The following is a 22764-nucleotide window of genomic DNA, read 5'->3' as shown; positions in this document are numbered from 1 at the left end:
TAAAAAATTGTGCAAACATTTATGAGGAAAATAATTCCCCTTTTCTTTTTATTAATTTTCTGTACAACCACTTATTCACAAGACTTACCTAAAGAGTATAACTTTGTTAGTATTAAAGAAGGTATTTCTAAAGTTGGTGTATCTACCATTGTACAAGATCATTACGGCTTTATTTGGATGGGTACAAACGGTGTTGGTCTTTACCGTTATGATGGTATAGACTACACCTATTACAAGCATATTTTAAACGATACAACCTCACTAAGTAGTAGCCTAGTATACTCGTCATACATAGATAAAACAAACCGATTATGGTTTGGTACCGAGGAAGGTTTAAATTTATATGACAGAGATAATGATCAGTTTAAAAAAATATACCTAACTACTGAAGAAAAAGAAAACAAAATAAATATTCCTATACGCAGTATAGAAGGAGACAATAACGGTAACCTTTTTATAGGAACTGTAGATTTAGGATTATTTAAACTAAACCTAAAAACATTAAAAGCAGAAAAAATAGAAAACCAATACAAGTATTTACCTGTAAATGTTTATGCTCTAAAAATTGATAAAAACAACAAAATATATGCTGGTACCAGCATTGGTTTACAAGAGTATGATGCCAATACAAATAAACTTAAACAGTCTTTACTAAATACAGAGGACAACTCGTCTGCTATTAAAGAAGGCATACAATCCTTGTTGGTGGATAAAAACAACAATATTTGGGTGGGCACTATAGATAATGGTTTATATAAAATAGATCATTTATTAAACACCCGCAATTACCCTATTTCTGATACCAAAATTTTTTCTATGATTCAGTTACCAGACAATACTATAATGTTGGGTACTGAGAACAACGGACTCTTTCATATTAACACCAACGGCAGCGTTATTAAAAACTATCTATCTAGTAAAACTGATGAAAAAAGTATTTTATACAACTCTATTTGGTCCTTATTTTTAGACAGTAATGATCGTATATGGATGGGGTATTACAACTCTGGAGTTGCGGTTTACGACAAGTTGTATGATAAATTTAAAAACATAGAAAGTCTTAACAACACACCTAACTCATTACAATTAGGATCTGTTACTGGTATTGCACAAGACAAAAGTGGCAAACTTTGGATTAGTATGGATGGCGGCGGTATAGACATTTACAACCCTACAACCAATAACTTTACTCATATAAACAAAAAAGATAATAGTGTTTATAGTGGTTTAACTAGTGATTATATAGAAGCTCTATTTATAGACAGCAAAGAAAACATTTGGGCAGCAAGCTGGGATAATGGTATTTATATGCTAAAAAAAGGGGCTAACAAATTTATTAATTTTAATATTAATAATACCGGTGGCAAATTAGAATCTAACACCGTTTTAAGTATAGATGAGGACTCTGAAGGCACAATTTGGATTGGTACTTTTTATGGCGGTTTACACTCTTACAATCCTAAAACCGAAAAACTATCACAACTCAATACAGAGGTATTTATTAAAAACGGAATAACTAATAGTGATATATGGAAAGTTTTAGTAGACAAACAAAATAACATTTGGCTAGGGACTACCTTAGGATTATTTCGGATAAAAAAAATGACCAACGGCAATTTTATAGTTACTCCAATGTCTAGCCGTATGTCTAACGAATATAAAAACCAAGCTAGTGCAAATCATATTTTAACTCTTCATGAAGATAGTTTAGGAAATATTTGGATAGGTACAAAAGGAGCTGGCTTGTGCAAACACAACCCAAAATTAGACACTTTTAGTTGGTACAATAAGTTTAATGGCTTAACAGAAGAAAATGTTTGTGGTATTATAGAGTGTTTAGATGGTAATATATGGGTTACCGGTAATTCTGGCATATCTAAAATAGATATTAATAACAATAAAATTATTAATTACACTAGTAATGATGGTTTACTCTCTAACGATTTTAATATTAATGCTACTTTTAAAGATAGTAAAGGGCAATTATATTTTGGTAACTATAAAGGAGTAGATTATTTTGACCCCAACAAAATACAAACAAATAAAAACTTAACATCTATATATTTAACAGATTTTAAGCTATTTAATAAAAAAGTTACTCCTACTCAGTTAAACTCTCCATTAAAAAAAGTAATTTCAGAAACAGATAGTATTAGCCTTACCAATAAACAATCTGTATTTACTATAGAGTATTCTGGCATAAATTATACAAGACCAGAAAAAAATGAATATGCGTATTACTTAGAGGGATACGAAAAAAACTGGAATTACGTAGGTACCACCAGAAATGCTACCTACACCAATTTAGATCCAGGAAATTATACTTTTAAAGTAAAGGCATCTAACAATGATGGTGTGTGGAATGAAAATGCACTTGAATTAAAAATTACAATTTTACCACCCTGGTGGAAAAGCGTCTGGGCACTTACGGCTTACATATTATTATTTTTATTAGGGGTTTACATACTTAATAAAATGACCCAAAGTAGAATTAAAGAAAAGCAAATAATTAATAACGAAAGAGATAAACGTTTACAAGAAAAAGATTTAGACGAGAAAAAATTTCAGTTTTTTACCAACATATCACACGAGTTTAGAACTCCGTTAACGCTAATTTTGAACCCACTAAAAGATATTTTAAATGACACAAGCCTTGATTTACCTTCAAGTACAAAAGATAAACTTAATATAATACATAAAAATACAGATAGACTTTACCGTTTAATTAATGAACTTTTAGATTTTAGAAAGCTAGAATTGAATAAAGTAAATATTAAAGTTAGAGAATTAAACTTAGTTGCTTTTACAAAAGAGATAGTTAGTCATTTTACAGATGAGGCTAACTCTAAAAACATTAATCTATGGGTAAGTTCTGCTATAGAAGATTTACCTATTTGGGCAGATGAAAATAAGTTAGAAAAAATTATTTTTAACATTCTTTCTAATGCTATGAAGGTTACGCCAAATGGTGGTGCAATTAAAATAAAATTAGAGCCAAAAAATAAGCTAACAATACTACCATTAGTAAACCCAATATCACCTGTAAAGGCAATAAAAATAACAGTATCAGACACTGGTCCTGGATTAAAAAAGGAACAAGTAAAGCGTATTTTTGAGCGTTTTTATCAAGTAGACAATTTAAATAAAACGTATTATGACGGTACTGGCATAGGCCTAGAAGTGGTAAAAAGTTTTGTACAACTACATAAAGGTAAAGTAGAAGTAAATAGTACTGTAGGTAAAGGCACAAAATTTAAAATAATACTACCCGCTGGCAATGCACACTTTTCTAAAGATGAAATTGTACCAGATATAGCAAGCACAACAATTACCAATAACAAAGTTAAAAATACTAGTGACACTAATTTACCTTCAGAAAATGTAGATAGTAGTACAAACCTACACACGCTTTTAGTAGTAGAAGATAATACCGAGTTAAGAAACTACATTAAAAATGAATTTAAATACATATACAAAGTACTAACCGCTGTTAATGGTACCGAGGGACTAAAAATTGCTAAAGAATCTTTGCCAGATGTTATTATTACAGACGTTATTATGCCAGAAATGAATGGCTATAAATTTTGCAAAAGTATTAAAAACGACCTTAGAACTAGCCATATTCCTTTACTAATGTTAACAGCAAAAGCAAGGATTGATGACCGTATAGAGGGCATAGAAACTGGTGCAGATGCCTATATGGTAAAACCTTTTGATATGCGACTTTTAAAACTAAGAGTATCACAACTAATAACCAGTAGGCAACTTATATTTAATAAATATTTTAGCTTAATAAATGATGTACCTAAAAACATAAACACTACATCATTAGATAAAGAATTTATACAAAAGGTATTGGTTTATATTAATAAAAATATAGATGACCCAGAATTAAATGTAGAGTCTCTAGCATCTGAATTAAATTTAAGTAGAAGTCAGTTTTACCGCAAAATAAAAGCATTAACCAACCAAACAGCTAGCGAGTTTTTACGTAATATAAGATTACAAAAAGCAAAGCAAATTATTGAGATGGGCAATACAAACATTAGTGACGTATCATTTAAGGTTGGTTTTTCATCACCTTCATACTTTACAAAATGCTTTAAAAACTATTTTGATATGCTGCCTACAGATGTTAAACCTACTAATGCATAATAGTATAAATAATGTATTAAACTAAGCTACAAAAGGCACTCTTTTTAACAAAAGAAATCACCACCTTAAATTAATAACTAGCACAAATAGTTATTAATTTTATCATAAAAAAGTAACCATAGTTTGCTATAAAGATTACAAATTATAAGTTAAAAACACCAACTTATAGTCTTTTAACTATAACATATAAAGCAAAAAATAGCAAACTAGAATAGGGTTTACGCAAAACTTTAACATTTTAAAATACTACAATACTACAACAATACCACTGGAAATAAAACGTATGTTGTACCATATGCAACAAATGTTGCAAATAACTGTGTTTACAAGTGTTTGCTACATATTTTGTAGTGAACGCTTTAAATGTTTTAACAACTAATTTAGAACTCTAGGTATATTTGGTTGTATGAAAATTAACTACTCTAAAATGAGACGCCTAGTAGAAATAGGCTTAATAGCTGCAATAATTGCACTGCTCATATTTATTATAATATACATATTCTAGCTTTTTAAATAACAACTATATATTTAAACAAAAAAACACTCGCAACTAATTACTAACAACACATAAAAAAGAAAGGAAAATTTATGAAAAACTAACAACACAATACTAACACAATAAACTAACACAAAACTATTTTACTAACTTAAACTTTTTAATATGATAATAAGGTTAAAACACGTGATTGCTACACTTGTAATTATTATTACACAAACAGCATTTGCGCAAACAAAGACTGTTAGCGGTCTTGTTACAGACCAAGCCGGTATACCATTAGGTGGTGTTACCGTTATTGTATCTGGAACCACAAATGGGACCAGTACAGATTTTGATGGGAACTACACCATTGACAACGTTAAATCTACAGACAAATTAGACTTTACTTACATTGGTATGGTGCCACAAACTATAACTGTTGGCAGCAAAACTACCATAAATGTAACTATGCAAGAAGATGCACAAGCCTTAGACGAGGTTGTAATTGTAGGTTACGGAACTAAGAAAAAGAGCTTGGTAACAGGTGCCATTTCTAGTATAGATAGTGAAGATATAAAAAGCACATCTGGCCAAAGGGTAGAGCAAGTTTTACAAGGTAGAACTTCTGGTGTAACTGTTTCTTCCTCTTCTGGTGCACCAGGTTCTGGAGCAAAAATTAGAATTAGAGGTGCTGGCTCTAGTGGTAATTCAGACCCTTTATATATTGTAGATGGTATGAAAACTTCTTCAATTGTAGATATTGCTCCTGGTGATATTGCTAATTTAGAAATTTTAAAAGATGCCGCTTCTGCAGCTATTTATGGTACAGAAGGTGCAAACGGTGTTGTAATCATTACAACAAAAAGAGGTAAACAAGGTGGCTTAAAAGTTGGTTTTAACTCGCAACTTGCAATACAGTCTGTAAAAACAGATATGGAATTAATGAATGCTGAACAGTTTGTACAGTATATGAATGAAGCCGGACAAGCCAATGTTGCTTTAAATGGTTATGATACTAATTGGATAGACGAAACATTTGATAATGCGTTAATGTTTAGAAATGATATCAACCTTTCTGGTGCAACAGAAAAATTATCATACTATATGTCTGCATCTAACCTAAACCAAGACGGTATTGTTGGTAAAGGAAATTCTTCTTTTGAGCGCTCTACTTTTAGAGCTAACATAAAGGCAGACATAACTAAATGGTTAGAAGCTGGTGTTAACGCTACTTATTCTATTACAGATAAAAACGGTATTCAAGAAAATAGTGATACCAGAGGTGTAATACAAAATATGTTAATTATAGATCCATTAACTCCTGTTTATTATGCAGATGGCCAAGTACCACAATCTGTTTTAGATAGGTCTGCAGATAACGGTGTTCCTGTATTAACATCTAGTAATGGCAGAGTATATGGTTACCCAAGTTATTCTACTGGTGAGGTTATTAACCCTGTAGCCTTTGCTAATGACATTAATAAAACAATTACAGATACAGATCAGTTTTTAGGATCTGCATATTTAAAATTTAATTTATTTGAAGGTTTTTCTTTTACATCTAGATTTGGATATGAAAACGGAAAAACTGAAGTTAGAAACAATGTAATTCCTTACTATGTTTCTTCTGAAGCTGCAAACACAAAGTACACTACATCACAAACTAAGTATGAAACTAAAAAGTGGTTATGGGAAAACTTTGCATCTTATACAAAGTCATTAAACGATCATAATTTTACTGTATTAGCAGGGTACTCTGCAGAGCAAACTAGATTTGAGACTGTTTTATCTAGAAACGGATCTGTAGACATAGACCAATTTACTGGTTTTGATTTGGATTTACCTGGGTATACAGTAGAGGTTAAAGATATTTTACCTTCACCAGATAATATGGTGTCTATGTATGGTAGATTATCTTATGATTTTGCTGGTAAGTATTTATTTGAAACATCAATAAGAAGAGATAAGTCTGATAAGTTCCCGGAAGCAAACAAGGCTGGTACATTCCCTGCTTTTTCTGCTGGTTGGGTACTATCTAAAGAAGATTTCTGGAAAGAAGACTCTAAACTAAACTATGCTAAATTAAGAGCTAGTTGGGGACAAAATGGTAGTAGAAGCAACTTAATAGGTAATGCAGACAAAACCTATGTTATTAGAGCTATTAATGGTGTAGATATTAATTACGAAGGACAAACAGGCGCTCAAATTTCTGGATACTCTAACCCTAACTTAGTTTGGGAAACTTCTGAGCAATTAGATTTTGGTGCAGACTTTAGAGCTTTTGAAAACAGGTTAAATTTTTCTGTAGATTACTATAAAAAAACTACAAAAGATGCCATAGTAAACAACGGTGGTTTAATTACACCTGGTTCTGCTGGTTTTCAATCTAATGAATTTAATGCTGGTACTATAGAAAATAAAGGTTGGGAGTTTGAACTTGGCTATGGAGATACAACTAGCGGCGGATTTAGATATGATATAAACGCTAACTTATCTACCTTAAAAAATGAAGTAACAGAAATATTATTTGTTCCTGAAGGTGCTTCTATTATTGGTGCTGGGGCACAACAAAATCCAGATGGTGTTACTCGTTTTACAGAAGGTCAGCCATCTTGGTATTTCTATGGTTATAAAACAGATGGTATAGACCCTGCAACAGGAGAAGTTATTAAAGTAGATACCAACGGAGATACTATTGTAAACAATGCAGATAAAGTAAAGGTAGGTTCTCCTCACCCAGATGTATTGTTTGGTGGTAATATTGCATTAGGCTACAAAGCTTTTGATTTTAACTTACAGTTTCAAGGTACCATTGGTAATGATATTTTTGCTACCTACCACCAACCATCTAGACCTATCACCAACAAACCTGTACACTTTTATAATGAAAGATGGACACAACCTGGTGATGTAGCTACTTTTCCTGGTGCTGCTAATGTCATAGATTCTTATGACACAGATTTAATGGTAGAAGATGGCTCTTACATGAGAATTAAACAAATACAATTTGGTTATACATTACCAAAGAAGATTGCAGAAAGACTAAAAATAAACAATTTAAGACTTTATGTATCTTTAGATGACTACTTTACATTTACAGATTACAAAGGCTTAGATCCTGAAATAGGTAACTTTAGCTTTAATTCTATTGGTGTAGATAGAGGTTTTTATCCAACAGCTGCTAAAACAGTATTTGGTTTATCATTAGACTTTTAATAAAATAGATATAGTATTATGAAAAAAATTATAATCGCAATGGTAACTATCCTTTTTATTGGAGGAGTTACTGCATGTAGTGAGGATTTTACAACAAATCCGCGAGAAGACGGAGAAGATTTGGAAACATTTTTTCTTGAAGAAGAAAACGTAGATGCAGCAATAATTGGTATTTATGACTTAATGCAACACACCTACTCTGTAGACTGGCATAGTGCATTTTTAGTAAAACAATTACCTGGTGATGATATGAATGCTGCTGGTGGTAACAGTGGAGATCAACCACAATTACAAGATATAGATGATTACGCAAACGTATCTACATCTAACCAGTCTATAGAAAGTGTTTGGAACTTGTTTTACAGAACAATTTCATTATCTAACTTAGTTATAGAAAACATTAAAGAAAGTGATTTAAGTAATAAAGAATTAGCTTTAGCTGAAGCAAAGTTTTTAAGAGCTTGGTCTTATTTTGAGCTTACCACTATGTTTGGTGATATTCCTTTAAGACTAACTATACCTTCTACAGCAGATGAGTTTGGTATTGCTAAATCTCCTAGAGCAGATATTTACACACAAGTAAAAGCAGACTTAACAGATGCAATTGCTGGCTTACCAGACAAGACTGCTTTAGCTCAAGATTTTAGAGTTTCTAAAGGTGCCGCACAAGCTTTAATGGGTAAAGTATTGGTTTTTGAAGGCCTATACGGAGAAGCCATTCCGTTTTTTGAAGCGGTAATTTCTAATCCAGCACACGATTTAGAAGATAACCCAGAAGACGCGTGGAGTATTAACCATGAGTTTGGAAAAGAATCTTTATTTGAAATTGGTTTTATTTCTACAACCGGAAGAGACTGGGGTAACTTTGCTTGGGGCGGAAGAAATGAAAACAATATACACATACAGTTAATGGGACCACGTGGTGATGGTATTTTTGATGTATCTCCAGTTGGTTTAATTAATGGTTGGGGATTTAACTTACCAACGGCTAAACTTTTAAATGCTTTTGAAGCTGCTGGTGACACAGATCGTAAATTAGCTACTGTAATGACAGAAGAAGAACTTATTGCTGCAGGTGGTAATGTAGACCAAAGTGCTGCTACTGGTGGTTCTGTTTGGGATTATGAAGGTGGTATTAGAATTAAATACGCTACAAAAGAAGAAGATACAAGTTCTGATGGTGTAAAAGAATTAAACTATGGCACTAACTATAGGTTATACCGTTACGCAGAATTGTTATTATTAGCTGCAGAAGCTTACAATAAAGACAATAAAGATGCAGAAGCAAGAACAGAACTTAACAAGGTTAGAAATAGAGCTGGCTTACCAGATGTAGATGCATCTTTAGCTGGTGAAGATTTGTTTGAAGCTATTGTTAACGAAAAGTTTTTAGAACTAGCACATGAAGGACAACGTTTTTGGGATCTAGTTCGTTGGGGTAAAGCCGCAACAGAATTGGCAGGTACAGGTTATACATCTAAAAATGATTTATTCCCTATTCCTGAAACAGAAATAGAAAAGAATTCTGAATTAACACAAGCAGATCAGAATCCTGGTTATTAGTAGTTAGATTTTTAGTTCATGTAATACGGCGGTATAAGTTATCTTATGCCGCCGTATTTTTTTTAAAATTATTTTAACATAAAATCGCATAGAGTATAATTTTTACGCTCTATCCGGTTTTTTTGCATATACAAGGGTTAATATATAAAAAACAAGCGTTTTATACTTCACAATATTAACAAAAAAATAGACCACTTATTAGCAATTAAACAATATAAAGTGCTGTTTTTATGATGTTTAAATAAAAATATTGCTTTAACAATTAATTAACTTCGTTTAGTTCGGAACATACCGAACCAAGCGTATCTTTGCCACTTATTTTTATCGCAAAAAATATAAAAAACAAGAACTTTTAAAAAATAGCTAATGAAGAAGAACATGTGTAGTAAAAAAGGTGCTCTTGTAGAAAAATTAGGAGTACATATAGAGACTAACAACGGATATTCTCCTATAGCCTCTAGGGTGCTTGCATATATAATTCTTACAGGAAAAATAGGAACCACTTTTGAAGACTTAGTACAATTGTTATGTGCCAGTAAAAGCACAATATCTACTCAATTAAATTACTTATCAGATATAAAGGAGATAGAATATTTTACAAAAACGGGAGACCGTAAAAAGTACTACGTTATTACTTCCAATAAAATAAAAAGTCACATTTCTAATATGATTCAGAAATGGGAAGTAGAGCGAGAATTACACGAGGAAGTTAGGGACTACAAAAAGGAAATTAATGATTTAGAAAACACCCAAGAAAATGAAAAATTTGATTTAACATTTCATAACAATTACATACAATTTTTAAACCAAGCAATTACGTCCATCTCAAAACTAAACGTGGACAACATTAACCTATAAAGACAAAATAAAGATGAAAAAGAGAACTATTAGTAGAATTATAATTCCAGTGGCAGCATTCCTTGTCATTGTTAGCTGTGGAAACAAGCAAGAACAACAAGCTCCACAGGCACCACCAGCACCATTTCCGGTTGCACAATTACAACCTAAAACGGTAACAAGTTATGCAGAGTATCCTACTACCATAGAAGGTATAGTAAATAGTGACGTTAGAGCAAAAACCTCTGGATATATACAAAAAGTTTTAGTAGATGAAGGACAAAAAGTACGCAAGGGTCAGGTACTATTTAGACTAGAAACACAATCTTTAAGTCAAGATGCTGGTGCTGCTAAAGCACGTATTAATGTAGCTCAGGTAGAGGTTAACAAATTAATACCATTAGTAGAAAAAAATATTATTAGCCCTGTACAGTTAGAAACTGCAAAAGCTAATTTAGCACAAGCAAAAGCTAATTACAGCAGCGTAAGTGCCAATATTGGTTACGCTACAATTAAAAGCCCTGTAGACGGCTACGTTGGTGCTATAAATTTTAGAGAGGGCGCTTTAATTTCACCAAGTGACCCTACTCCACTTACTACAGTTAGTGATATTAGTAAAGTGTATGCTTTTTTTAGCCTAAATGAAACTCAGTATTTAGACTTTTTAGAAAAAGCAGAAGGAAAGACATTAAATGAAAAACTAGCCAATTATCCAGAGGTAAGTTTAATTTTAGCAAATGGCAGCAAGTACGCTGAAAAAGGTAAAATACAAACAAGTACAGGCCAAGTAAACCCTAGTACTGGTACTGTAAGTTTAAGAGCTGTATTTAATAACCCTAACCGCTTAATAACAAATGGTAATAGTGGTAAAATACAAATTCCTAATACCTATAAAGATGCTATTGTTGTACCACAACAGGCTACTTATGAGCAACAAGGCAATATTATGATTTTTAAAGTTGGTGAAGATAATAAAATAGCTACATCAATAATTAAAATTAAGTCTACAGTAGATAACTTATATGTTGTAGAGTCTGGTTTAGATGCTAAAGATAAAATTGTAACAACTGGTGTGGGTAAATTAAAAAATGGTATGGAAATAGTGCCTCAAGAAACTTCTTTTGATGATGCTTTAAAACCTATAGCTACATTATTTAAAAACTAAAAATTATAAACTTATTTAGTTATGTTAAAAACATTTATTGAAAGACCAGTTCTTTCAACAGTAATATCTATTATTATTGTTGTACTTGGTATAATAAGTATAACAAGCTTACCAATAGAAGAATATCCAGATATTGCGCCACCAACAATTAAGGTGTCGGCATCATATACAGGAGCAAATGCAGAAACCGTATTAGAGAGTGTAATTATCCCAATAGAGGAGCAAATTAACGGTGTAGAAGGTATGAGTTATATTACCTCTACCGCATCTAACAACGGTACGGCTGAAATAACAGTTTATTTTGATCAGGAAATAGACGCAGATATAGCAGCAGTTAACGTACAAAACCGTGTTGCCAGAGCCAACCCTTTATTACCACAAGAGGTAATACAAACTGGTGTTACTACGCAAAAGCAAGAGACTAGTGCTTTAATGTTTATATCTATGTATTCTGAAAATGAAGATTATGATGCAACATTTATTCAGAACTACTTAAAAATTAACGTTATACCAGCAATGCAACGTATTAGTGGTGTTGGTGATGTATCTGTATTTTCTCAGCAAGATTATGCTATGCGTATTTGGTTAAAGCCAGAAAAACTAGCTGCTTACAACTTAATGCCTTCAGATATCTCTGCAGCTTTAGCAGAGCAAAATTTAGAGGCTGCTGCTGGTTCTTTAGGAGAAAATAACGGTGAGGCATTTACATATGCATTAACTTATAGTGGGCGTTTTAAAGAACAAAAGCAATATGGCGATATTGTTATAAAAGCATTAGGCAACGGCGAGTTTTTACGTTTAAATGATGTTGCTACAATAGAGTTAGATGCACAATCTTACTCATCTAACGCAATGAGTTTAGGAAACCCTGCAGTATTTATGGGTATTTTTCAAACCAAAGGCTCTAATGCTCAAGAAATTATAGAAAATATTAAAACTACTTTAACCTCTGTAGAAAAAGACCTACCAGAAGGTTTAAATATATTTGTTCCTTATGACACAAGTTTATTCTTAAACGCATCTATAGAAAAAGTAATTAGTACACTTGTAGAAGCATTTTTACTGGTTTTCTTAGTTGTATTTATCTTTTTGCAAGATTTTAGATCTACTTTAATTCCTGCAATTGCAGTTCCTGTATCTATTATTGGTACATTCTTTTTCTTAAACGTTTTTGGTTATTCTATAAACCTACTAACTCTATTTGCATTAGTACTGGCCATTGGTATTGTGGTAGATGATGCCATTGTTGTTGTAGAGGCTGTACATGCCAAAATGGATGATGGTGTTAAAAACCCAAAGAAAGCCACACTTATAGCAATGAACGAGATTTCTGGAGCAATTATTTCTATTACTCTAGTTATGGCTGCCGTATTTATTCCGGTAACATTTATTACTGGCCCTACAGGTGTATTTTATGAGCAATTTGGAGTTACCTTAATTATTGCCATTTTAATTTCTGCGGTAAATGCATTAACGTTGAGTCCGGCTTTATGTGCTTTATTATTAAAAGAGCATAAACATGATGAAGAGTTAAAAGGCAAAAGTCCTTTAAAACGTTTTTACACTTTGTTTAACCGTGGCTTTAATGCTACTATAGACAGGTATGGTAAGTCTCTTCAGTTCTTATATAAAAGAAAATTTGTATCTGTATTACTATTAATAATTGCGGGTGTTGGTATTTACTGGGCTGCACAAACAACACCAACAGGTTTTGTACCAGATGAAGACAGAGGTATTATTTTTGCTAATATAGAGTTACCAGCAGGTTCTTCATTAGACAGAACAAACACTGTAGCAAAAGATTTATATGCTAAAATAAAAGATATAGATGGTATTGCCGCTGTTAACTTTATTAAAGGTAGAAGTTTAATTAGTGGTGCTGGTACCAACTATGGTTTTGGTATTATTAAATTAAAAGATTGGTCTGAGCGTGAAGACCCTTCTACATCTGTACAAGCCATAACAGGCAAGTTGTTTGGTGTAGTTTCTACAATGCCAGAAGCAAACATTATTTTCTTTTCTCCACCAAGTATACGTGGTTTTGGTAACTCTGCAGGTTTTGAAGTTAACTTGTTAGATAAATTTGGAGGTGAGTTTACAGACTTAGACAAAACTAATAAAGAATTTGCTATGGCTTTAATGTCTCATCCAGAAATTAAATACGCACAATCTTCATTTAATACAAGTTACCCACAATATGAAATGGACATAAATGTACCTTTAGCTAAAGAAAAAGGAGTGTCTGTTAGCAGTATCTTCTCTACCCTGCAAGGATATATTGGAGGTGTGTATGCTTCAGATTTTTCTAGATTTGGTAAGCAATTTAGAGTGTACATACAAGCTTTGCCAGATGACCGAGCTAGTGTAGATGACCTTAACAGTATGTATGTTAGAACAAATACTGGTGAGATGACACCTATTACACAATTTATAAACTTAGAGCGTGTATATGGGCCACAATCTGTAACTCGTTTTAACTTATTTAACTCTACCAATATAACAGGTGCTACTAACGATGGTTTTAGTACAGGTGATGCCATTAGAGTTATAGAGGAAGAAGCGGCCAAATTACCAAGTAACTACACAGTTGCTTATTCTGGTTTAACACGTGAAGAGGTTAGCGCCGGTAACCAAACCACATTTATATTTATATTAAGTATTTTGTTTGTTTACTTTTTATTAAGTGCACAGTACGAAAGTTACTTACTACCATTTGCCGTAGTATTATCATTACCATTTGGTGTATTTGGGGCTTATATAAGTACTAAGTTTTTAGGCTTAGAAAATAACATTTATTTTCAAATTGCATTAATAATGCTTATTGGTCTACTTGCTAAAAATGCCATATTAATTGTAGAGTTTGCACTACAGCGTAGAAGAGCCGGAGAATCTATTGTAGATGCCGCCATAGATGGTGCTAAATCTCGTTTAAGACCAATATTAATGACATCTTTTGCCTTTATTTTAGGTCTAATGCCATTGGCTTTAGCTAAAGGTGTTGGTGCAGAAGGTAACAACTCTATTGGTACGGGTGCTGCAGGTGGTATGTTAATTGGTACCATATTAGGGGTATTTGTTATTCCTATACTGTTTATTTTATTTCAATGGTTACAAGAAAAAATATCTAGTAAACCAGCAATTCAAACTACAGAAGAATAAAAATTATGAAATCTACAATAAAATATAAATTTATTAGCAAAACAGCGCTTATAGTAGTTGTTGCTTTTACACTACAAAGCTGTTTTGTTGCTAAGGATTATGATAGGCCAGAGTTACCACAAACCGAGGCTCTATACAGAACAGACAATTTGCCTACAGATAGTATATCTATGGCAAATGTGTCTTGGAAAAATTTATTTACAGACAATTATTTAGAGCAATATATACAAGAAGGATTGCAAAACAATTTAGATATTAGAATTGCAATACAACAATTGGCTGCTGCAGAGGCTTATGCTAAACAGGGTAAAGCTGGTTATTTTCCAACATTAAGCATTGGACCTAATTACACGCACCAAGAGTTATCTAAAAACAGTCAGTTTGGTTCTTTTTTAAGTAATACTTCTACAGACCAGTATGACATTACTGCAAACTTATCATGGGAAGCAGATATTTGGGGAAAAATAAGAAGTAATAAAAGGGCTACACAAGCTGCATACATGCAAAGTGTTGCTGGTCATCAAGCAGTAAAAACACAGCTTATATCTAGTATTGCTAATACGTATTACAACCTGTTGGCTTTAGATGCACAATTGGCTATTACCAAAAAAACTATTGAGACCAGAGAAAGTAGTGTAGAAACAATTAAAGCTTTAAAAGATGCAGGTAATGTAACGCAAGTTGCAGTAGACCAAAACATAGCACAATATAACAGTGCTAAAGTTTTAAAGGTAGATCTTGAAGCTGCTATCTTTAGAACAGAAAATACGTTAAGCATTTTATTAGGTAAAGCTCCGCAAAACTTTAAAAGAAATAGTTTAGACATACAAAAAATAGAAACCGACTTGGCAATTGGTGTACCTGCTACATTACTTAGCAACAGACCAGATGTTATGGCGGCAGAATATGGTTTAATTAATTCTTTTGAGCTTACAAATGTTGCAAGGAGTAACTTTTACCCTTCATTAACATTAACAGCATCTGGCGGATACCAAAGTTTAGAGTTAGATAAATTGTTAGACGCTAACTCACTTTTTGCAAATATTGTTGGTGGTTTAACGCAGCCTATCTTTAATCAGCGAAGGCTAAAAACACAAAAAGAAGTTGCTTTAGCACAACAAGAGCAGTCCTTATTACAATTTAAAAAGACACTTTTAACTGCTGGTTCTGAGGTATCTAATGCTTTGTATACTTACAATGCAGAAACGGAGAAATATGAATACAGATTAAAGCAAGTTGAAGCTTTACGTAGAGCAGAGCAAAACTCTGAAGAGTTACTTAAAAATGGGTACGCAAATTACTTGGATTTATTAACTGCAAGAGAAAGTGCTTTAAATGCAGAACTTAGTATTATTGACAGCAAATTACAGCAACTAACAAGTATTGTAAATTTATATGAAGCACTTGGTGGCGGTTGGAAATAATATAAGTAGTAATGATCACTAAAAAGGACCTTTTAGAATGTGCTAAATCCAACTTTACAAAATTTGGAAGTAAACGTATTACTTTAGATGAGTTAGCAAAAACGCTTGGGATATCTAAAAAAACAATTTATGTACATTTTAAAAACAAAGAAACTTTAGTGAACAAAAGTGTTGCGTCTTTAATAAACGATTATAAATTGGATATTAATGATATTGTTAAAAACAATACTAATGACGATATACTTACTATTATATTAATATACAAACGAGGGTTTGAGTATTTAAGATACTTTAAACCCTCGTTTATTTTTGGTTTAAAAAAATACTATCCTAAAGCATATACAACTTTTAATGATTTTAGAAAAGAACTTGCCTTTAGCACTGTTCTAAATCTTTTAAAAAATGCTAAAGAAAAAGGATTAATTTTACCCAATGTAAACCTAAAATTGGTAATAGAATTATATTTTTACAAGGTAGAGTCTATTGCGTTTACTGAAGATAATCTTTTTACCCTTTACGATACTGATATTATTTTAAAACATTTAATTGTATATAATTTAAAGGGTATTACCACAAAAAACTACGCTAACCCTTATTACAATTAACATTAACGCTTCTTTTTTAAAATATTAGCATCTAAAAAATAGGTCATTTTTAGAGATACTGTTGTACTGCTTTTCTCCTCTAAAACACGAGTTAAATTTGTACCGTAATTAGAGTTTACATTTGTATCATAAAAGTTAGAACCTAATTTACAAGCTAAACTAACTTCACTTGCTGGTGCAAACTGCCATTTAGATATAAAATCTATATTAAACTGGTTAAAATTATCATCAAAATCATCTGGGTTAATAGCATAGTTATTTGTCTTAAAATCACCATTGTTTTTTAGTGTAAATTGGTTATTATAATCTACAGTTATCCAATAATGACGCAAGCGCATATTTACATTTAATTTAGAGTTTACCGCATAATTTAAAGTAACAGCATTACTTAACTCGTTTACTTTTCTGCTACCAAAAATTATATCATTATTTTGTTTTGTTATAAAGCCTACTCCGTTTGGTTTGTCTTCTAAAGCCTGACTAAAATATACCGAGAAATGTTGGCCAACTCTTGCGTTAAGTCCATAACCTGCAATAAACTCTCTACTATAAATATCAGAATTAAAATATTTTACTAGAACCAAATAACCAGCTATAGAAACAGCTTTATTATCATTAGTTTGGTACTCTAAAAATGTCTCAGCTTGCGCTGGCAAATTAAAATGCATGTCTTTTGTGCGAGCCTCAAAAAAGTTTTTACTTTTTTCTATATATCTAAACTCTGCAAAAAATGTATGGTTGCTTTTTTTAAACACGCCATAGGTACCTAATTTATAATACGTTTGCTCCTGCTTCATTAAACTGTAATAGTACCTCTGCTGGTGATCTAGAAAAATTTGGTATCTAGAGAACATTTTTTTTGGATTATTGTTGGTGTATTTTAAGTCTGCTCTAAATCTTAACTCATTATTTCTAGACAAATATCCAAAATCATTAGAGTCAAACTTATCATCTAATAACTTTACAGATACACCACCTGTCCATTTACCACTAACTTTTGCTGCGTAGCCAAAATATTCGTGACCAAATTGATCTTCTACGCCCCTTAAATATTTTTGTGACAGCGCCTTTTTAAAGTACATAGAGTAGGTTCTATTTTTATTGTAATACCTGTATAAAAGAGCCGTTAAATTAGCATCATAAGCAGTGCCACTGCGCAATACAGAGTTATTTATAAAAGTTAAAGATGAGTTATTTTTTAAGGCTTTATCTAAAACAATTGCATTATAATTTGTTAGCGGATTAGTTTCTAATTTTCTTGTAGTATTGGTATTTGTGTTTCTAATTTTCGCTTCACTTTTAGCTGTTATACCATTTAAAACACTAATAGACATGCCATTTTTAGACTTACCTGTAAATTTTATTAAGTTAATAATGTTAGAGGTAGCAGGGTTGTCTTCAACCTCTTCATCATCAAATAAATTAATGTTATTTTTAGCTATTGGCTCACCTCCTATTCTACGTGTATATAAATAACCTCCTTTGTCAAAAATCTCTGTGCCTTCTACAAAAAACTGTCTATTTTCATTAAACTTTACTTCAAAAGGAGATAAATTAAAAATTTGATCATCAGAGGGAGCCTGACTAAAATCTGGAATTAATGAAACATCTAAAGTATACGCGTTTTTATGCACATATTTCACATCTAAACCACCATTAAAAGTTGTGTTTTTAATTCCTGTAGGACTCTTTTCTGTAACTACAGATACAAAGGGGTTAAATGATAAATTTAGTGGCGGTGCTATATTACTCAATCCAGTTAATTTTCCAAGCTGATTTAAATATCCATCTACGTCTAACCGTATGGGATTCCAATAAGCATTTTCATTTAAAGCATTTGTTATGCGTTGAAAATTGATTTTAAAATTACTTAAATCTCCCTTAGGAAAACGTATGCTGTTAAATGGTACTTTCATCTCTACAACCCATTTATCATCATATAATTTTACTTTGCTTTGCCAAACTACATTGTAATTAGAGTAAGAGTCATTAGCGCTTAATTTCTGGTCTGACTGCACTCCAGCAGCGGTCACAGAAAAATCATAACCTTCCCTTGCTTCTCCAAAAGGATCTATTTGTATGCCAAAAACATCTGCGTTACCCACATCATCCCTGGCTGTTAATTGGTTACTAATTTCCTTTTTATCATCAACATATAAAACACCTAAAACATACAAGTAACTATCATCAAATAAAATAGCTATATCTGTTTTTTGTTTAGATGGTTTACCTGCTTCTGGCAAAGTTTGTATAAAATTACCTGTTATTAAATGCTGTTGCCAAATTGCTTCTTTTGCCTCTCCATCAATCTTTATAGTTTCTTTAGTTTTATGTATGGTTATACTTTTTTGAGCTGCTACCTTTTGTAATAATAACCCAAACACGCTTATAGTTAATAACAAGCATTTACTTTTTTTTGCATAAAATATCATAATTAGTTGTTTTTAGTTGATGCAACAAATGTGGGGTTGTTCTATTAATAAATTGGTTAACCCAAGGTTAAAGGGTAGTTAATGGCAAGACTTCAAAAAAGCTGAAGAAATTAACATAAATGCAAAAGACCCTAAAACACTATAAATACAGCCTGTATTAACGTTAACGAAGGGTTAACGGCTGGTGTTTGTGCTACTTAATGTAGCTTTATTGGTATTTTTGACTAGCAGAAAATAACCAATGAAAAACAAAACAACCATATTAATTAGTACCGCTATACTGGTTTTAATAGCATTATCATCTATACAGGCATACTTAATAAATAACACCTATCAACTAAAAAAGAAAGCATTTATTAATGAAACAACAGATGTTATTTCTGTAATAGATGACAACCCTAAACTAGATTCTATTTACAATGTATGGGGAGAAAATTTAAAAAATTATATAGCAGATTATAAAAACAATCGCTTAACTAAAGCACAAATTGTAAGTAGATCTAATGAAAAAAGCGACAGCTTAAATATTCAGTTTAAAAAAATATTTGACAAAGAATTAAAAAAAGTAAACTTAGGTTATGATGTAGATTTTAAAATAAATTTAACTAGTGTAGTTATTTTAGATGATACTAAAAATGACACTATTTTTTCTGCTGGTAAAAATGAATGTAGACTATTTGGCAAAGATTTTAAAGATGAAGACTCTAAAACCATTAACAACGCTAAGTGGTTTTCTGAGCAAGAATTTGTAGAAAAAGTAGATGGAGAAATTAAGTTTAACACCTTTGACCTAGAAGTTAAAACGGAAAATAAAATTGTAATTAAAGACTGGAAAAGCATTGTATACAAAAGAATGGCATTTCTGTTTTTTGCATCTGTACTTATATTTTTAATAGTTATTGCTCTATTGTATTACTCCATTAAAAATTTAATAAATCAGAAAAAAATAACAGCCATTAAAACCGATTTTATAAATAACATAACGCACGAATTAAAAACACCATTGGCTACATTAAGTATAGCATCTAAAAGTCTTAAAAAAACAGAAATTAAAAACAACCAAGATATATTTAATGGCACACTTAATATTGTAGACAGGCAAAATGAACGTCTGCAAAAACTAATAGACCAAGTAATGACCAATAGTCTTAGTTCTAAAGAAATTGTTTTAAACAAAGAACAAGTTGTAGACAATGAATATTTTAAAAACTTAATTGAAGATTTTAAATTATCTGTACAACAGCAAGATGTTACCATTACAAATAAAGTTTGCAATACAGAGGTTTTAATACGTATAGATAAGTTTCATTTTACCACAGCATTACTAAACATATTAGAAAATGCAGTAAAATATGGTAAAGAAACTATACATATTACTATAGAAACCAAACATATTAATGGGGAGTATATTATTGTAATTAAGGACAACGGTATTGGTATACCTGATAAAAATATTTCCTTAATTTTTGATAAATTCTATAGAGTAACAGAGGGCAATTTACATAATGTAAAAGGGTTAGGATTAGGATTATATTATACAAAGCAAATAATAAATGCACACAACGGTACTATTGCTATAGAAAGCCAATTGCATAAAGGAACAACATTTACTATTAAAACACCTATAAACTAATGCAAAAAACAACTGTTTTATTAGCCGAGGACGATTTTGATTTTGGAAGTATTTTAAAACAATACTTAGAAATTCACAATTTTATGGTTACCTGGGCAAAAGATGGAAAAGAAGCTTTAGATATTTTTATGTTAGAGGCTACCAATAACAACCCTTTTAGCATTTGTGTTTTTGATGTAATGATGCCAAAAATGGATGGCTTTACCTTAGCCGAAAAAATAATAAACAATAGCCCAGAAACTCCTTTTGTTTTTTTAACTGCAAAAAAAATGAAGGAAGATAAAATTAAAGGATTAAAGCTAGGAGCAGATGACTATATAGTAAAACCCTTTGAAGCAGATATTTTAGTATTACGATTAAAAAATATATTAAAAAGAACACAAAAAATCATTCATCAATCAAAAAACAACAGCAGTTACAACATAGGCGCCTATGTTTTTAACCCTGTTAACTACCAACTACTTTTTAATAACAAAATACAACGCCTAACGGAAAAAGAAGCTCAGTTAGTTGCCTATTTTTTTGAGAACAAAAACCAAATGGTAAAAAGAGATCAATTACTTAATGCGGTTTGGGGTACAGACGATTTTTTCTCTGGTAGAAGTATGGATGTTTTTATTAGTAGACTCCGTAAATATTTTAAAGAAGACAACAACATTTCTATAGAGAGTGCGCGTGGTGTTGGCTTAACCTTTAAAATTAAGGAGTAAAATGTAACAACAAAAACTTCTGTTTAAAGCAGAAATTAAAAACAAAATCTATGAAAACAAAAGCAATATTAACCGTACACATTATTTTATTTTTGCTAGGAAACACAGTACTGGCACAAACAATACCAACTCCTCCAAAACCACCAACTACGCATACCACTAGCTCTAGTTCTACAATATACTCTAGTACTAGTAGTGACAACCGTGGTGGCAGCATTTCTATAGCTATTAGCAATACAAATGACAATTATAAGTTTAAAGCAAAATTTCCTGCAGAAAGATATGCAGAAATAGTATCTGTCTTAAAAAATGAATTAGAATCTAAAAAAATGACCAAATCTGGTAGTACTTATTCTTGGGTTTCTAATACTGATGGTAACCAAGTTTACAATGTTAATTTGAACTCTAAAAAGCTATCAATGTTTTTGGATAAAAGTATTGCTTCTGATGCACTAATTAATAAGTTTGAAGCCTTAGGAAAAACATTAAAGACTGTTATTTCTGGTAATGATGAAACAAAAAGAGAAGCAGAAGAATTACAGCGTGAAGCAGATAGATTGTTAAGAGATGCAGAAAGAATGAAACGTGAAGCTGCCAGAATACAAAGAGAAGCAGAACGCATAGAGCAAGCTAACTTACAAAGCTATAAAGAAGATGCTTTGCGTATTGCTGAAGAAGCCAAACGTTTAGCAGAAAAGGCTGCAATAATTAGCGTAGAAGCAAGTCATAAAGGAGCTATTAATGCTCCTTTAAAAATGTTATTGCGTAGTAACAAAACTTACTTAAATAATACCCTAAAAAAGACAATTAATTATACTTGGCCAAGTGCGCAAAATGAGCTTATTACAGCTCTTTTAAAAAATAATTTAATACAAACTAAAAATGATATAGTTTTTAATACAGACCCAACTGGTGTTTACATAAATGGCACAAAACTTACCAACACACAAATTAAGCAATACAAGAATATTTTAAAAAAATACAACATTACACCAGACAATACTTTTTCGTTCTACAAAACAAACAATAATATTGTTATTATTAATGATAACGCAAAACTTACTAGTTTTTTAAAAAACCTAAAAGAAAAAGGATATATACACTCTTTAAAGGACAAATTACTTTTAGAAATTAACGGTAGTAGTATTTTAAAAAACGGAAAAACTATTTCTGAGAAAGACTTAGCTGTGCTTAATAATTTACTTTTAAAAAATAATATTATTCCTGCACCAGGAAAAATTATAGAGATAACTTCATCTAATGCATATAAACTAGGATATACACTAAACAACAACTCCCATTTAGGAACTTGGGTTATGCCTTAATTAAAGCAAAAACCAACCTAAGGATTTATAATTAATCCTTAAGCTGGTTTTAAACTTTATAG

The 22764-nt window shown here is 31.4% G+C and carries 12 protein-coding genes; 11 read left to right on the top strand and 1 reads right to left on the bottom strand.

Features of this window, described 5'->3' with window-relative positions:
* The first annotated feature begins 21 nt into the window (after positions 1 to 21).
* The 8 genes from PBN93_RS11650 (at position 22) to PBN93_RS11615 (ending at position 16602) form a co-directional block, all read left to right on the top strand.
* Positions 22 to 4155 (top strand): hybrid sensor histidine kinase/response regulator transcription factor, encoded by a 4134-nt coding sequence (locus tag PBN93_RS11650; RefSeq protein WP_271080714.1) that lies wholly within the window; start codon positions 22 to 24, stop codon positions 4153 to 4155.
* A 661-nt stretch (positions 4156 to 4816) separates the two neighbouring features.
* Positions 4817 to 7849: a SusC/RagA family TonB-linked outer membrane protein gene (locus PBN93_RS11645; RefSeq protein WP_077406334.1), complete on the top strand. Its 3033-nt coding sequence runs from the start codon at positions 4817 to 4819 to the stop codon at positions 7847 to 7849.
* An 18-nt stretch (positions 7850 to 7867) separates the two neighbouring features.
* Positions 7868 to 9412: a RagB/SusD family nutrient uptake outer membrane protein gene (locus PBN93_RS11640; protein ID WP_077406331.1), complete on the top strand. Its 1545-nt coding sequence runs from the start codon at positions 7868 to 7870 to the stop codon at positions 9410 to 9412.
* A 366-nt stretch (positions 9413 to 9778) separates the two neighbouring features.
* Positions 9779 to 10270: a GbsR/MarR family transcriptional regulator gene (locus tag PBN93_RS11635; protein WP_077406328.1), complete on the top strand. Its 492-nt coding sequence runs from the start codon at positions 9779 to 9781 to the stop codon at positions 10268 to 10270.
* A 13-nt stretch (positions 10271 to 10283) separates the two neighbouring features.
* A complete protein-coding gene (locus tag PBN93_RS11630; protein ID WP_271080713.1) occupies positions 10284 to 11414 on the top strand; it encodes an efflux RND transporter periplasmic adaptor subunit in 1131 nt (376 codons plus the stop codon).
* 21 nt (positions 11415 to 11435) lie between these two features.
* Complete coding sequence (locus PBN93_RS11625) at positions 11436 to 14573, top strand: efflux RND transporter permease subunit (RefSeq protein ID WP_077406322.1); 3138 nt, start codon at positions 11436 to 11438, stop codon at positions 14571 to 14573.
* Positions 14574 to 14578: 5 nt separating this feature from the next.
* The gene (locus PBN93_RS11620) at positions 14579 to 15997 is read left to right on the top strand and encodes an efflux transporter outer membrane subunit (RefSeq protein WP_077406319.1); all 1419 of its coding nucleotides are present in this window, start codon (positions 14579 to 14581) and stop codon (positions 15995 to 15997) included.
* Positions 15998 to 16008: 11 nt separating this feature from the next.
* On the top strand, positions 16009 to 16602 hold the full coding sequence (locus tag PBN93_RS11615; protein WP_077406316.1) for a TetR/AcrR family transcriptional regulator: 594 nt from the start codon (positions 16009 to 16011) through the stop codon (positions 16600 to 16602).
* Positions 16603 to 16604: 2 nt separating this feature from the next.
* Here PBN93_RS11615 and PBN93_RS11610 read toward each other — a convergent pair whose 3' ends face one another.
* On the bottom strand, positions 16605 to 19034 hold the full coding sequence (locus PBN93_RS11610; protein ID WP_077406313.1) for a DUF5916 domain-containing protein: 2430 nt from the start codon (positions 19032 to 19034) through the stop codon (positions 16605 to 16607).
* A 241-nt stretch (positions 19035 to 19275) separates the two neighbouring features.
* Here PBN93_RS11610 and PBN93_RS11605 point away from each other — a divergent pair, with 241 nt between their 5' ends.
* From PBN93_RS11605 to PBN93_RS11595, 3 genes are read left to right on the top strand one after another with little or no spacing between them, the layout of a single operon-like run.
* Positions 19276 to 20667, top strand: coding sequence for a sensor histidine kinase (locus PBN93_RS11605; RefSeq protein ID WP_077406310.1), 1392 nt, complete (start codon positions 19276 to 19278; stop codon positions 20665 to 20667).
* Positions 20667 to 21377, top strand: a complete 711-nt coding sequence (locus tag PBN93_RS11600; protein ID WP_077406307.1) for a response regulator transcription factor — start codon at positions 20667 to 20669, stop codon at positions 21375 to 21377. The genes PBN93_RS11605 and PBN93_RS11600 overlap by 1 nt, the downstream gene beginning before the upstream one ends.
* A gap of 50 nt (positions 21378 to 21427) precedes the next feature.
* Positions 21428 to 22702, top strand: a complete 1275-nt coding sequence (locus tag PBN93_RS11595) for a hypothetical protein (protein WP_077406304.1) — start codon at positions 21428 to 21430, stop codon at positions 22700 to 22702.
* Positions 22703 to 22764: the final 62 nt, after the last annotated feature.

This window comes from Cellulophaga omnivescoria, assembly GCF_027915275.1.
GTDB lineage: Bacteria > Bacteroidota > Bacteroidia > Flavobacteriales > Flavobacteriaceae > Cellulophaga > Cellulophaga omnivescoria.
Note: the sequence above shows the minus strand (reverse complement) of the source record. Positions and strands in the feature narration are given on the sequence as shown.

Bases quoted from the DNA above. Each gene is read 5' to 3' on its own strand.
- PBN93_RS11615 (WP_077406316.1), top strand. From the start codon at position 16,009: ATGATCACTAAAAAGGACCTTTTAGAATGTGCTAAATCCAACTTTACA.
- PBN93_RS11635 (WP_077406328.1), top strand. From the start codon at position 9,779: ATGAAGAAGAACATGTGTAGTAAAAAAGGTGCTCTTGTAGAAAAATTA.
- PBN93_RS11600 (WP_077406307.1), top strand. From the start codon at position 20,667: ATGCAAAAAACAACTGTTTTATTAGCCGAGGACGATTTTGATTTTGGA.
- PBN93_RS11620 (WP_077406319.1), top strand. From the start codon at position 14,579: ATGAAATCTACAATAAAATATAAATTTATTAGCAAAACAGCGCTTATA.
- PBN93_RS11610 (WP_077406313.1), bottom strand. From the start codon at position 19,034: ATGATATTTTATGCAAAAAAAAGTAAATGCTTGTTATTAACTATAAGC.
- PBN93_RS11605 (WP_077406310.1), top strand. From the start codon at position 19,276: ATGAAAAACAAAACAACCATATTAATTAGTACCGCTATACTGGTTTTA.
- PBN93_RS11625 (WP_077406322.1), top strand. From the start codon at position 11,436: ATGTTAAAAACATTTATTGAAAGACCAGTTCTTTCAACAGTAATATCT.
- PBN93_RS11595 (WP_077406304.1), top strand. From the start codon at position 21,428: ATGAAAACAAAAGCAATATTAACCGTACACATTATTTTATTTTTGCTA.
- PBN93_RS11650 (WP_271080714.1), top strand. From the start codon at position 22: ATGAGGAAAATAATTCCCCTTTTCTTTTTATTAATTTTCTGTACAACC.
- PBN93_RS11630 (WP_271080713.1), top strand. From the start codon at position 10,284: ATGAAAAAGAGAACTATTAGTAGAATTATAATTCCAGTGGCAGCATTC.
- PBN93_RS11645 (WP_077406334.1), top strand. From the start codon at position 4,817: ATGATAATAAGGTTAAAACACGTGATTGCTACACTTGTAATTATTATT.
- PBN93_RS11640 (WP_077406331.1), top strand. From the start codon at position 7,868: ATGAAAAAAATTATAATCGCAATGGTAACTATCCTTTTTATTGGAGGA.